Origin of the sequence: Achromobacter sp. UMC71 (assembly GCF_014170305.1) — a bacterium.
Lineage (GTDB): Bacteria > Pseudomonadota > Gammaproteobacteria > Burkholderiales > Burkholderiaceae_B > Achromobacter.
On record NZ_LZZT01000045.1, the window covers coordinates 198,026 to 210,676 of the forward strand.

A 12,651-nucleotide genomic window follows, 5' to 3' on the forward strand; every position below is an offset into this window, starting at 1 on the left:
TCAGAGCCACAAGGAGCGAGACGTGTTTCCCGACTTTCGAAGCCCCAAAGCCTACGTCAGCCTTATCCTGCTGATCGTCATGTTCATCGTGCCCGCCGTCTTGGGCACGCCCTTCTGGACCAACCTGTTCGTCCTGCTGTTCGTCTTTTCGGCGCTGTCGGTGGCCTGGAACATCGTCGGCGGCTACGCCGGCCAGTTGTCGCTGGGCCATGCGGTGTTCTACGGCATCGGCGGCTATACCGCCACGCTGCTGACCCAGAACTTCGGCATTTCGCCGTGGTTCGGCATGTTGGCGGGCGCGGCCATTTCGGCGGCCGTGGCCATCCTGATCAGCTACCCCACCCTGCGGCTGCGCGGCCCGTTCTTCGCGCTGGCCACCATCGCCATCCTGGAAGTGGTGCGCCTGCTGGTCATCCACGAGGAAAGCTGGACCGGCGGCTCCAGCGGCATCAGCCTGCCGCTGAACATCGGCTGGGCCTGGATCGTGTTCCGCGAAAAGATCAACTACGTGATCATCGCCTTCGGCCTGTTCCTGTTGGTGACGTGGGTGTCGTGGTACATCCGCAAATCGCGCATCGGCCACTACCTGATCGCCATCCGCGAACGCGAGGACGCGGCGCTGGCGGTCGGCATCGCCACCGTCCGCGTCAAGATCATCGCCGCCGTGGTCTCGGCCATGCTGACCAGCGTGATCGGCACCTTCCACATCACTTACCTGACCTTCGTCGACCCCAGCTCCGCGTTTTCGCTGGAACTGTCGATCCAGGTCGCCATGTTCGCCCTGATTGGCGGCCTGGGCACGGTGGCCGGCCCCATCGCCGGCACCTTCCTGGTGCTGCCGATTGCCGAGCTGGCGCGCGGCTGGCTGTCCAGCGTGGGCAATGGCATGCACGGGCTGATCTACGGCCTGATCCTGGTGGCGGTGGTGCTGACCATCCCGCGCGGTCTGGCGGGCGCCTTCGGCCCGGCCATCGAACGCGCCCTGGCGCGGCTGCCCTATCTGGGCACGCCACGGGCCAAGCGCAAGCTGAACGAGCCGGCCCGGCTGCACGACGCGGTCCGCAATGACCAGCCCGTGCTCAAGGCCGACAAGCTGTTCAAGAGCTTCGGCGGCCTGCGCGCCACCAACGACGTGTCGCTGACGCTGAACCAGAATGAGATCCTGGGCATGATCGGTCCCAATGGCGCGGGCAAGACCACGGTGTTCAACCTGCTGTCGGGCTTTCTATCGCCGGACAAGGGCGCCGTGTCGATGCGCGACGCCCAGGGCAACTGGGTCGCCTGCAGCACGCCGGACGAGTTCGCGCACCAGGGCCTGGGCCGCACCTTCCAGATCGCCAAGCCGTTCACCGGCCTGACGGTGCTGGAGAATATCATGCTGGGCGCCTTCATCCGCACCTCGGACCGCGAGCAAGCCGAGCAGATCGCCCTGAAGGTGGCCGAGGAAACCGACCTGCTCAAGTCCCTGAACACCGAGGCGCGCAGCCTGACGGTGGGCGGCATGAAACGGCTGGAGATCGCGCGCGCCCTGGCCATCCGGCCGCGCATCCTGCTGCTGGACGAAGTCATGGCGGGCCTGAACCCCACCGACATCGAGAAGTCCATCCAGATGATCCGCCGCATCCGCGATTCAGGCGTATCGGTGCTGCTGATCGAACACATGATGCAGGCCACCATGGCGCTGTCGGACCGCATCATCGTACTGAACGAAGGCGCGGTGCTGGTCAGCGGGGCACCCAAGGACGTGGTCGAGAACCCCGCCGTCATCGAAGCCTATTTGGGCAAGGAGTACCAGGATGCTTAAGGTTTCGGATCTTTCGTCGGGCTACGGCAAGAGCCAGGTGCTCAATGGCCTGAACTTCGAGGTGCACGCCGGCGAGATCGTCACGCTGATCGGCGCCAACGGCGCCGGCAAGACCACCACGCTCAAGACCCTGTGCGGCGTCATCGGCGCCACCACCGGCCGCGTGGAATTCGAAGGCCAGGACCTGACCAACCGCCAGCCGTACGACATCGTCGACGCCGGGATCACCATGATCCCCGAGGGCCGTCAGCTGTTTCCGCACTTCACCGTGAAGGACAACCTGCTGATGGGCTCGTACAAGCGCGCCGCCCGGTCCATCGTGCAGCGCAAACTGGAAGAAGTGCTGCAGATATTTCCGCGCGTGCGCGAACGCCTGGGCCAGTATGCCGGTTCGCTATCGGGCGGCGAACAGCAGATGGTGGCGATCGCGCGCGGCATGATGGCCGATCCCAAGCTGCTGGTGTTCGACGAGCCGTCGCTGGGCCTGTCGCCGCTGCTGGTACAACAGATGTTCGACATCATCCGCAACGTCACCTCGCACGGCGTCACAGTGCTGCTGGTCGAGCAGAACGTGTTCCGAACCCTGCGGCTGGCAGACCGCGGCTACGTGCTGGAAAACGGCGCGATCGTGCGCACCGGCACCGGCGCCGAACTGCTGGCCGACCCTCACGTCAAGAAGGCCTACCTGGGCCATTGAATACCAAGGACCCGTCTCTTATGTCTTTACGCTGCACATTCATCGACCACGGCAAGGGCGGCCCGCCCGATTGCCTGCGCCCGGCCGAGCGCGCCATGGCGTCGCCCACCGGCCGCCAGGTGCTGATCGAAGTCGCCTACGCCGGGGTCAACCGCCCCGACGTGCTGCAACGCTCGGGCTCGTACCCGCCCCCGCCCGGCGCGTCGCCCTACCTGGGCCTGGAAGTGTCGGGCACCATCATCGCCACCGGCCCCGAGGCCACGTTCTGGAAAGTGGGCGATCCGGTCTGCGCCCTGACGCCGGGCGGCGGCTACGCCCAGTACTGCCTGGCCGACGAACGCCACTGCCTGCCGGTGCCGCGCGGCCTGGACCTGCTGGCGGCCGCCGCCATACCCGAAAACTACTTCACGGTCTGGACCAACGTGTTCGACCGCGCCCGTCTTGCCAGCGGTGAAAAATTCCTGGTGCACGGCGGCTCCAGCGGCATCGGCCTGACCGCCATCCAGCTGGCGCGCGCCTTTGGCGCCGAGGTCTGGACCACCGTGGGCAATGCGGAAAAAGCCGACGCCTGCCTGGCGGCCGGCGCGCACCACGCCGTGATCTACCGCGACGCGGACTTCGAAACCGAGATCCGTGACGCGACCCAGGGCGCCGGCGTGGACGTCATCCTGGACATGGTCGGTGGACGCTACATCAACAAGAACATCCGCCTGCTGGCCGTGAATGGCCGCCTGGTGCAGATCGCCTTCCTGGAAGGCAGCAAGGCCGAGATCGACGCCCTGCCCATCATGACCAAGCGCCTGTCATTCACCGGGTCCACCCTGCGCCCGCGCTCCGACGAGGATAAGGGCGCCATCGCCCGCGCGCTGGCCGACAAGGTGCTGCCACTGATGGAGCGGGGCCAGTGCCTGCCGCGCATCCATGCCGTGTTCCCGCTGGCGCAGGCCAGCGAGGCCCACGCGCTGATGGAAAGCAGCACGCACATCGGCAAGATCATGCTGCAGGTGCGGCCATGAGCGCGCGCTTCCAGGACCAGGTCGTCATCGTCACCGGCGCCGTCGGCGGCATCGGCTCGGCCATCGTCGAGGGCTTCCTGGCCGAGGGCGCCCGCGTCGGACTGATCGACTTCAACGCCCAGGCCGGCCAAGCCTACGAAAAGGCGTTGAAGCAACGCGGCCACGCCGTCGCCTTCGTGCCGGCCGACGTCGCCCATTTCGACCAGTGCCAGGCCGCCTACGATCGCATCACCCGCGACCTGGGGCCGGCCGCCATCCTCGTCAACAACGTCGGCATTTCGCCCAAGACCGACGGCCGCGCGCTGAAAGTCTGGGAGATGACGCCCGGCGAATGGGACAAGGTAGTGTCGGTCAACCTGAACAGTGTCTTCTACATGACGCACCTGGCCACGCCCCACATGGTCAAGCAGCGCCAGGGCCGCGTCATCAACATGTCGTCGGTAGCCGGCAAGGCCTACTGCGACATCGTCGCCGCGCATTACGCCGCCACCAAGGCCGCGCTACTGGGCCTGACCCGCCACTGGGCCGCGGAGCTGGGCGAGTACGACGTCACCGTCAACGGCCTGGCCCCGGGGCGCATCAGCACCCCGCTGCTCAAAAGCGTGCCCAAGGAAATCAACGACGCCGTCGCCGGCGTGACCGCCCTGCGCCGCCTGGGCACGCCCGAAGAAGTCGCCGATGCCTGCCTGTTCTTTGCGTCGGACCAGGCGCGCTTTGTCACCGGGCAGGTGCTGGATGTCGCGGGCGGCTGGTTGATGACGTAGCCGCCGACCCAGCCAGACGCCCCAAAAACAACAAAGCCCCGCCAGGCAATGCGCTGGCGGGGCTTGTCGTTCCTGGCCCTTGCGCCGACCCCGCGCGGGCGGACCCGCGGCCGAGCCGGACCTGACCGGTCAGAAGTCCATGCTGGCGCTGAGCGAGAAGGTGCGCGGGCCGCCCAGCACCAGGTAGCCGTTGCCGGGGTAGCCGCCCACCGACGCCCAGTAGTTGCGATTAGCGATGTTCTCGACCCGGGCGCGCAGCGTCACGACGTGGCCGTCCACGTCCATCAGGTAGCGCACGCCGGCGTCGAAACGGGTCCAGCCAGGCACCTTGAGGGTGTTGGCGTCGTCGGCGTAGGACGCGCCGGTGTAGACCATGCGGCCGTCCACGGCCAGGCCTTGCACGCCGGGAATGTCCCATTCCGCGCCCAGGTTGGCCTGGAAACGCGGCACGCCGATCACGCGGTTGCCGTCGGTGGCCGTGTTGCCGGTCGAGCGCTGCTTGGCGTCCAGGAAGGTCACGCCGCCCAGCACGCGAACGCTCTTGACCGGTTCGCCGAACACGGTCAGCTCGATGCCCTGGTGGCGGTCCTTGCCGGAAGCGGTGAACTTGTTCGCCGCATCGTAGGCCGCGCGCGGCTTGTCGGTGGAGAACAACGCCAGGCCCGCGCCCAGGCCGTCGCCGTCGTACTTGACGCCGATTTCCTTCTGCTTGGACACGTAGGGGGCCAGGCTTTCGCCCGCATTGGGCACCGGCTTGCTATTTGCAATCGTGGGCGCCGTATCCCCAGCCACCAGCGCTTCGATGTAGTTGGCATACAGGGACACGCTGGGCGCAACCTTGAACACAATGCCCGCCGCCGGCGAGTTGCGGCTCTGGTCGTAGGCGCCGTTTTCCTTGCCAGTGTTGTAGGCATAGCTGCGCGAGGACAGGCTCTGGTGGCGGATGCCCAGCGTCAGCAACACCTTGTCATCCAGGAACGACATCGTGTCGCCGAACGCATAGCTGCTGGTGCGGGTGCGGCCCTGCAGCGCCGGGTCGTCGATATCGTTGCCGCGCAGCGCCTTGGCGCTGAACGCCGGGCGGTCGTACGTAGCCGGGTCGTAGATATTGGTCGGGAACGCATTGGCATAGTCCATGATGTAGGCGTTCTTCTTCTTCAGGTCGAAGAAGGACGCCGACACCACGAATTCATGGCCGACCGGGCCGGTGCGCACCTTGGCGCGCAGCCCGATTTCTCCCGTATTCACGCTGTCCTCGCGGGTATTGTCGAAGCGGTAGAAATTGCCGGCACCCGTGGCCGCATTGGTCAGGTTGACATTGCCCAGTGAATTCGCTTCGGCGCTGCGGCGCATGCCGAACGCGGCCCAACCGGTCAGCTTGTCACTGAAGTCGTGCTCGGCGCGGACCGTGCCGAACCAGTCGCGCTCATTGGAATACGACCACGGTTGCGCGTAGTTGGAACTGGCATCCGGCGCATCGGGCACATGGTCCTTCAGGCCCACGACGCTGATGTTCGGCCGCGCGCGCTTCAGCTTGTTTTCCTGCCAGCCGATATCCCCCGACAAGCGCGTATCGGCCGAGCGCCAATCCAGGCCCAGCGACACCAGGCTGGTGCGGGAATGCTCGTCGTCGATCGCCGTGTCGCCGCTGCGCTGCGCCGCGTTGATGCGGATGCCGGTGCTGTCGTCCGGACCGAAGCGGCGCGCGATGTCGGTGGACACCTGGAACTGGCCGCCGCTGGACACGCCGGTGGTGATGCGGGTCAGCGGATCGTTCGGCGCGCGCTTGGGCACCAGGTTGATCACGCCGCCGATGCCGCCGCCGTTGGGCGCGGCGCCGGTCAGGAAAGCGGTCGCGCCGCGCAGCACTTCCACGCGCTCGAACAGTTCGGTGGCGATGTACTGGCGCGGCAGCAGGCTGTACAGCCCGTTGTAGGCCACGTCGTCCGAACTCAGGATGAAGCCGCGGATGAAGTACGACTCCTGGAAATTGCCGAAGCCGCGTGCCACCCGCACGCCCGCATCGTTTTGCAGCACGTCGCCAACGCTGCGCGCCTGCTTGTCCTGGATCAGCTCGTTGGTGTAGCTGGTGATGCTGAACGGCGTGCTCATGATGTCTTGCGTACCCAGCACCCCGACCCGGCCGCCGCGCGCCACCTGCCCACCCGCGTAAGGCTGGGCCAGGCCGCCGGCCGAGGCGTCGGCGCTGGCCTCGACCTTGATCGCGTCCATCGACTGCACCGGCGGGTTGGCGCCGGCGGCAGGCGCGGCGGATTGGGCGTTGACGGCGGCATACGGCAGGGCCGCGACCACGTACGCAAGGGTTCGAATTTTCATATCGGGATATCAGTAGGCGGGCGCTTCGCAGGAAGCGGGGAATCACAAAAATCCCGATGGAGGGGTCACGCGGGGTAACGGCTTGCCGCTCGAACTGCCGCAGAGCCGGACGCGCCGGCCTTGTCGAGCCCGTTCACCAAGGAGGATTGAGATCGTGCGAGATGCATTCTAATTAAAGGGGAATCATTCTCATTGCGTCCCTTATTAGAAATTGCAGATTGTTGCCGAGGTGCCACACCCCCCACCTCGGCCGGTCCGCTGTCAGGCCATCGTCAGCACGACCTCGTTAGCCCGCGTGCCGCCCGTCGAGGCCGACAGGCCGTCCGTCACCCCTGCACGCCGGTCTCTTGCCGCAACTGGCCGAACTCTCCGGCCTCATAGGCCGCCATGGCCTGTGCCAAGGCGCGTGAATTGGACATCACGAACGGGCCGCGCTGGATCACCGGTTCGTTGATGGCGGGACCGGCGACCAGCACGAAATGGGCCGGCGCGCTGCCTGCGATCAGGAGCAGCAGGCCTTCGCGGTCGGCCGACGCGGCCAGCGAGGCGCCGGCCGGCAGGATGGCGAAGTCGGGATCGGCCACGTGCTTGGGGGCTGCCGCCGCCCGCTTGCCGCCCGCGCCGGGACCAGACGCGCCGGCAGGCGCGGGCGCCGCGGTCGATGCGGACCGGGCATTCTGCTCCGACGCCGCGGCAGCCGCCGCGGGCCGCAGCACCTGATGCTTGGCGCGCACGCCCAATTCGCCCTGCACCGCATACAGCCAGGCATTCCAGCCCGCCGGCAACGGCACCAGGCGCGACGCGCCCGGACGCAGCCAGCCGTCCAGCACCATCAACGGTTCGGGTGTTTCCAGCGGCGCGTCCCAGCCGCCATAGCTGCCCGACGCCACCCGCACGCGGCCGGCATCGTTCTGGATCACGGGCATTTCCCAGGCGCGTAACAGCGAGGTCGCCGGCGGCAGGGACTTCAAGCGTTCGGGCAGGTTGACGAACATCTGCAGGCCATTCAGGCGGGCCTGGCCCACCGGCTGCTGCGTGTGCACGACGCCCCGGCCCGCCAGGGTCCAGTGCAGATCGCCCGCGCGGATCTCGTGGTCGTTGCGCACGCTGTCGCGGCTGCGCATGGCGCCGCGCGTGTCTTCCAGCAGCAGCGTCACCGCCGACATGCCGGCGTGCGGGTGCGGCGCAAAGGTGGGGCCGGTCATGACGAAATGGTCCACCAGAACCAGCGGCGACATGCCCTGGGGAAAATCGGTATAGCGGAATTGACGGATGGAACAGGCGTCGCCCGCGGGCTCAAAGGGTTTGGCCACGGGGGGGCTGAGGTGAATGGTCAAGGATGTGCTGCCTGAGTATTGCGTGGCGCAAAGCTTATGGGTTCTGCCGCCTGCACAGTAGAGTCGGATTTCAGGAATAATTGTCCTGTTAAGCAGGACAATTATTCGCGTAAACCCCCATGAACACCTATATCCATCATCTCGACGATCTTCTGCTTTTCAGCGAGGTGGTGGAGAAAGGCGGCTTTTCGGCCGCCGCCCGCGTGCTCAACATGCAGCGGTCCAAGCTGAGCCGGCGCGTGGCCGAACTGGAAGCGCGCCTGGGCTTGCGGCTGCTTCAGCGCAATACCCGCCGGGTATCGCTGACGCCGATGGGCGAGCAGATCTACGTGCATGCCCTGGCGATGGCGCGCGAAGCCCGCAGCGCCTTCGACCTGGCCGCGTCGATGGGCGACACCCCCAGCGGCCTGTTGCGCATGACCGCGCCGTCGGCGCTGGCCGTAACGCTGGTGGGCGACCTGGTGGCGCGCTTCTGCCTCAAACACCCGGGCGTGCGGGTGCTGCTGGACACTCGCGACCAGATCATCGACCTGGTCGGCGAAGGCTACGACCTGGCCTTCCGGGCCCAGGGCGCCTCGCTCACGGATTCGCGTCTGGTCGCGCGCGAACTCGCGCCCGTGCCCATGATCCTGGTGTGCGCGTCGTCGATGGCGCTGGCGGCGCCACGCCATCCGCGCGAACTGAGCGCGCTGCCCCTTCTGGCCCACGCCACCCAGGACAGTCCGCAAAGCTGGCACTTCACCGGCCCGGCGGGCGAAGCCGAATCGGTCGAATACCTGCCACGCTGCCTGAGCAGCAACCTGGCGGCGCTGCGCGAAATGGCGCGCGCCGGCCTGGGCGTGGCCCTGTTGCCGCATTACCTGTGCGCCGGCGCGCTGGCCAAGGGCGACCTGGTGCAGATTCTGCCCGCCTGGCGGGCGGCGCCGGCGCGCCTCTACGCCGTCATGCCCGCGCGTCGAGGTTCCCCGCTGGCGTTGCGGCGCTTCCTGGAGTTCGCGGTAGCCGAATTGCCGGCGCTGTTGGCTTAGGACGGCGGTCGCGCATCCAGCCCCGCCGCCCCGCACGGCCTGGCCAGATCCCGCTGCGGCGGCGGCCCGCCGATGACGTCTCAATCCAGCTTGATCTGGTTGGCCTTGATGACGCCGCCCCAGCGCTCGCGGTCTTCGGCCACATAGGCGTCGATCCCGGCCTGGTTGCGCGGCGCCTGGATCACCAGGCCCTGCACCTGGAAGCGGTCGCGAAAGTCGGCTTGCTGCATCACCTTTGCCGCCGCATCCTGCAGCCGGCCCGCCTCGGCCGATGGCGTGGCCTTGGGCACAGCCAGGCCGAACCAGGTCGCGGCACGAAAGCCCGGAAAGCCGCTTTCGGCCACGGTGGGCACGTCCGGCAGCACTGACAGGCGCTCGCTCGTGGTCACGGCCAGCGCTTTGATCTTCTTTTCGCGCACCAGCGGCAGCGACGTGCTGATGACGTCGACCATCAGCTGCGTGTCGTTGCCCATCAGCGAAGTAAGCGCCGGCGCGCTCCCGTTGTAGGGAATGTGCGCCACGTCGATGCCGGTGCGCGATTTCAACAGCTCGGTGGCCAGCTGCAGCGGGTTGCCGATGCCCACCGAGGCGTAGTTCAGCTTGCCCGGGCGGGCGCGGGCGTAGTCGACGAATTGCGCCAGCGTGGCCGCTGGCACGTCGTTGTTGGCCACCACCACCAGCGGCAATTCCGCCACCACCGACAGCACGCGGAAATCGCGCGCGGCGTCGTACGAGATCTTCTGGTACAGCATGGGGTTGAGCACCATGCTGGCGTTGCTGGCCAGGAACACGGTGTAGCCATCGGGCTGGGCCCGCGCCACCTGGGTCGCGGCGATCATGGTGTTGGCGCCCGGCTTGTTTTCCACCACCACGGGCTGGCCCAGTTCCTGCGACAGCCTTTCGGCCAGCACCCGCGCCAACTGGTCCGCCGAACCGCCCGGCGTATACGGCACCACCAGTTTGACGGGCCGGTCCGGAAACGCCGCCAAGGCAGGCGGCGCGCCGGCGGCGCATAACAGCATCGCGGCCGCCACGCGGCCGAACCAATGATTCATCCTCGACATGGTTGTCTCCCCAATCGTGATCGTGGGCGCAATGACATTGCGCATGTTGTGTGGCGCACGATCCGGCGTGCTTGTTGTGCTGTCGTTGCCGTATCGTGCCGTGTTGAAGACGTGAATGGGCGCTACACCTTCCTTTCCTTGCCGGCCCAGAACGCGTCGCGCAGGCGGCGCTTGGCGATCTTGCCGTTGTCGTCGCGCGGCAGCGCGGTTTGCAGGCGCAGCTCGCGCGGCACCTTGTAGCGCGCGATGCGCGCCGCCAGCCATTGCAGCGCGTCCTCGGGCGCCACCTGCGCATCCTGCGCCGGCTGCACCAGCGCCAGCAGGCGTTCGCCGAACTCGTCGTCGGGCACGCCGAGCACGGCGCAATCGGCCACGCCTGGATACTGCATCAGGTGATGCTCGATTTCCGCGGGGTAGATGTTCACGCCGCCCGAAATCACCATGTCCGATTCGCGGTCGCACACGAACAGATAGCCGTCTGCGTCCAGGTAGCCCAGGTCGCCCAGGCCGATCAGTCCGTCGAGTTCGACGCGGCGGCGCGCCTCGGGGTGGTTGCGGTACGTGAAGTCGGCGTAGGCCGGCTGGCGCACGAAGATGCGGCCGATCTGGCCCGGCGCGCACGGCTGGCCGGCGTCGTCCACGATGCGCACCTGCGCGGCGCCGATGGGCCGGCCCGCGCTGCCGGGGCGCGCCAACGCCTCGCGGGCATCGATCGCGGTCACCATGCCCGCCTCGCTGGAGGCGTAGGTTTCGTGGATGACTGGCCCCAGCCAGTCGATCATGGCGCGCTTGAGCGCGGGCGCGCACGGCGCGCCGGTCGAGGCCACGAAACGCAGCGACGACAGGTCGAAAGACGCCCGTACGGCCGGGTCGAGCTTGAGCAGGCGTACATACATGATGGGCACCAGGTAGATCGTGTCGATGCGATGCCGCTCGATCAGCCGCAGCACGTCCAGCGGATCGAACCGCGGGGTCACGACCAGCGTGTCGCAGACCCGCAGCGCCACCTGCGCGAACACGCTGGGCGCGCTGTGATAGATCGGCGCGGGCAGCAGTGCCCGGCAACCAGGCCGTAACCCGTAGGCCTGCTCGACCACGGCCTCGACCGCCGCCAACCGCTGCGGCAGCTGATCCAGCGGAAACGGCTCGCGCACCACGCCCTTGGGGCGGCCCGTGGTGCCCGAGGTGTAGGCCATGTGGCCGCGCGGCGCCACCTGCGGGCCCGCATAGGGGGCCTGCGCATCGCGCCAGGCCGCGTAATCGTCGGCGGCGCCCGCGGCGCCGACCCGCCGTACCGGCAGGCCGGCGGGCAAGGCCTGGCTGGCGGCGGGCCACAAGTCTGCCTCGGTGATCAGCAGCTTGGCGCCGCTGTCCTGGACCAGAAAGGCGACCTCGTCCGGCGTGTAGTGCCAATTGATGGGGCAGTAATAGCAGCCCAGGCGCTTGCAGGCCTGGATGATTTCCAGGTACGGCATACCGTTGCGCAGCAGCACCGCCACCACGTCGCCCTCGGCGATGCCCAGGGCCGCCAGGCCGCCGGCCACCTGCTCGCCGCGCATGACCAGCGCGGCCCGGTCCAGCACGCTGTCGCCGGCGATGATGTTGCCCGGTCCCGTCATGCCCGGCCCGCCGAACGTTGCGCCTTGTCTTCGGCGTTGCGGGCCTCGATCGCGGCGCGGGCCGCGGCCCAATCGTCGTCGGACCAGTCGAAGTACTGCTTGAAGTACGCGCCATTGGCCAGGTAGTCGCCGCCGTCCAGCGCGATGGTCTGGCCGTTGATCCAGTCGTTGCCCGGCGCCAGCAGGAAAGCGGCCAGCTCGCCGATGTCCTGGTCCTGCCCCAGCCGCTGCATGGGATTCTGCTTGATCAGCGCGTCGGTGCCCGTGTCGTTGGGCCGCAGCCGCGCCGACGCGCCCTCGGTGGGGATCACACCCGGCGCGATGGCGTTGAAACGGATGCCGTGGCGGCCCCATTCCACGGCCAGCGACTTGGTCATGGCATCGATGCCCGCCTTGGACATGGCGGATGGCACCACGAAGGGCGAGCCGGTCCAGACCCAGGTGACCACGATGGACACCACCGCGCCCGTGGCGCCCGTGGCGATCCAGCGCTTACCCACCGCCTGCGTCATGTAGAACGTGCCGCGAAACACCGTGTCGGCGATGGCGTTGAAGCCGCGCTCGGACAATTTTTCAGTGGGGCTGATGAAGTTGCCCGCGGCATTGTTGACCAGCGCGTCCAGCCCGCCGTGATCGGCCCAGATGCCCGCCACCATGGCGTCCACCGCGGCGGCATCGCGGATGTCGACCGCGTGGGCGTACGCCTGGCCGCCGAAATCGCGCCGCAGGGCCTCGGCCGCCTGCTCCAGTACCGCCAGGCGGCGTCCGCAGATGTGCACCGTGGCGCCCAGCGCCGCCAGTTGCCGGGCCATGGCGTAGCCCAGCCCGGTGCCGCCCCCGGTGATGAGGATGCGCTGCCCCTGGAACAGGTCGGCGCGGAACATGGTTTGCCGCATCGGAGTCTCCTTGTGTTTGATTTCAGCATATCAATGGTGCTACTTCGCGACAATCCTTCGGTCTGGGTAAACTCTGTTTCCTGACAGGC

At 67.7% G+C, this 12,651-nt stretch carries 10 protein-coding genes; 5 read left to right on the plus strand and 5 right to left on the minus strand.

Annotated elements, in window-relative coordinates; translation table 11 throughout:
- The first annotated feature begins 22 nt into the window (after window positions 1–22).
- From A9974_RS21830 to A9974_RS21845, 4 genes are read left to right on the plus strand one after another with little or no spacing between them, the layout of a single operon-like run.
- Complete coding sequence (locus tag A9974_RS21830; protein ID WP_183006260.1) at window positions 23–1,804, plus strand: branched-chain amino acid ABC transporter ATP-binding protein/permease; 1,782 nt, start codon at window positions 23–25, stop codon at window positions 1,802–1,804.
- Window positions 1,797–2,501, plus strand: a complete 705-nt coding sequence (locus A9974_RS21835) for an ABC transporter ATP-binding protein (RefSeq protein ID WP_183006261.1) — start codon at window positions 1,797–1,799, stop codon at window positions 2,499–2,501. Before A9974_RS21830 ends, A9974_RS21835 begins: the two co-directional genes overlap by 8 nt.
- A gap of 20 nt (window positions 2,502–2,521) precedes the next feature.
- Complete coding sequence (locus A9974_RS21840) at window positions 2,522–3,517, plus strand: NAD(P)H-quinone oxidoreductase (protein WP_183006262.1); 996 nt, start codon at window positions 2,522–2,524, stop codon at window positions 3,515–3,517.
- Window positions 3,514–4,281, plus strand: coding sequence for an SDR family NAD(P)-dependent oxidoreductase (locus tag A9974_RS21845; protein WP_183006263.1), 768 nt, complete (start codon window positions 3,514–3,516; stop codon window positions 4,279–4,281). The genes A9974_RS21840 and A9974_RS21845 overlap by 4 nt, the downstream gene beginning before the upstream one ends.
- Window positions 4,282–4,410: 129 nt before the next feature.
- Here the strand turns inward: A9974_RS21845 and A9974_RS21850 are convergent, their stop codons facing one another.
- Window positions 4,411–6,618 carry a TonB-dependent siderophore receptor gene (locus A9974_RS21850; protein WP_183006264.1) on the minus strand — a complete coding sequence of 736 codons (2,208 nt, stop codon included), beginning with the start codon at window positions 6,616–6,618 and terminating at the stop codon, window positions 4,411–4,413.
- A 326-nt stretch (window positions 6,619–6,944) separates the two neighbouring features.
- On the minus strand, window positions 6,945–7,931 hold the full coding sequence (locus A9974_RS21855; RefSeq protein ID WP_370539670.1) for a pirin family protein: 987 nt from the start codon (window positions 7,929–7,931) through the stop codon (window positions 6,945–6,947).
- 143 nt (window positions 7,932–8,074) lie between these two features.
- Here A9974_RS21855 and A9974_RS21860 point away from each other — a divergent pair, with 143 nt between their 5' ends.
- On the plus strand, window positions 8,075–8,983 hold the full coding sequence (locus A9974_RS21860) for a LysR substrate-binding domain-containing protein (RefSeq protein ID WP_183006266.1): 909 nt from the start codon (window positions 8,075–8,077) through the stop codon (window positions 8,981–8,983).
- 80 nt (window positions 8,984–9,063) lie between these two features.
- Here the strand turns inward: A9974_RS21860 and A9974_RS21865 are convergent, their stop codons facing one another.
- The 3 genes from A9974_RS21865 to A9974_RS21875 form a co-directional block, all read right to left on the minus strand.
- A complete protein-coding gene (locus A9974_RS21865; protein WP_183006267.1) occupies window positions 9,064–10,047 on the minus strand; it encodes a tripartite tricarboxylate transporter substrate binding protein in 984 nt (327 codons plus the stop codon).
- A 122-nt stretch (window positions 10,048–10,169) separates the two neighbouring features.
- Window positions 10,170–11,666 carry an AMP-binding protein gene (locus A9974_RS21870; protein ID WP_255468286.1) on the minus strand — a complete coding sequence of 499 codons (1,497 nt, stop codon included), beginning with the start codon at window positions 11,664–11,666 and terminating at the stop codon, window positions 10,170–10,172.
- A complete protein-coding gene (locus A9974_RS21875) occupies window positions 11,663–12,550 on the minus strand; it encodes an SDR family oxidoreductase (RefSeq protein ID WP_183006389.1) in 888 nt (295 codons plus the stop codon). The genes A9974_RS21870 and A9974_RS21875 overlap by 4 nt, the downstream gene beginning before the upstream one ends.
- Between the last annotated feature and the right edge of the window lie 101 nt (window positions 12,551–12,651).

Bases quoted from the DNA above. Each gene is read 5' to 3' on its own strand.
- A9974_RS21835 (WP_183006261.1), top strand. From the start codon at position 1,797: ATGCTTAAGGTTTCGGATCTTTCGTCGGGCTACGGCAAGAGCCAGGTG.
- A9974_RS21840 (WP_183006262.1), top strand. From the start codon at position 2,522: ATGTCTTTACGCTGCACATTCATCGACCACGGCAAGGGCGGCCCGCCC.
- A9974_RS21845 (WP_183006263.1), top strand. From the start codon at position 3,514: ATGAGCGCGCGCTTCCAGGACCAGGTCGTCATCGTCACCGGCGCCGTC.
- A9974_RS21850 (WP_183006264.1), bottom strand. From the start codon at position 6,618: ATGAAAATTCGAACCCTTGCGTACGTGGTCGCGGCCCTGCCGTATGCC.
- A9974_RS21860 (WP_183006266.1), top strand. From the start codon at position 8,075: ATGAACACCTATATCCATCATCTCGACGATCTTCTGCTTTTCAGCGAG.
- A9974_RS21865 (WP_183006267.1), bottom strand. From the start codon at position 10,047: ATGTCGAGGATGAATCATTGGTTCGGCCGCGTGGCGGCCGCGATGCTG.
- A9974_RS21870 (WP_255468286.1), bottom strand. From the start codon at position 11,666: ATGACGGGACCGGGCAACATCATCGCCGGCGACAGCGTGCTGGACCGG.
- A9974_RS21875 (WP_183006389.1), bottom strand. From the start codon at position 12,550: ATGTTCCGCGCCGACCTGTTCCAGGGGCAGCGCATCCTCATCACCGGG.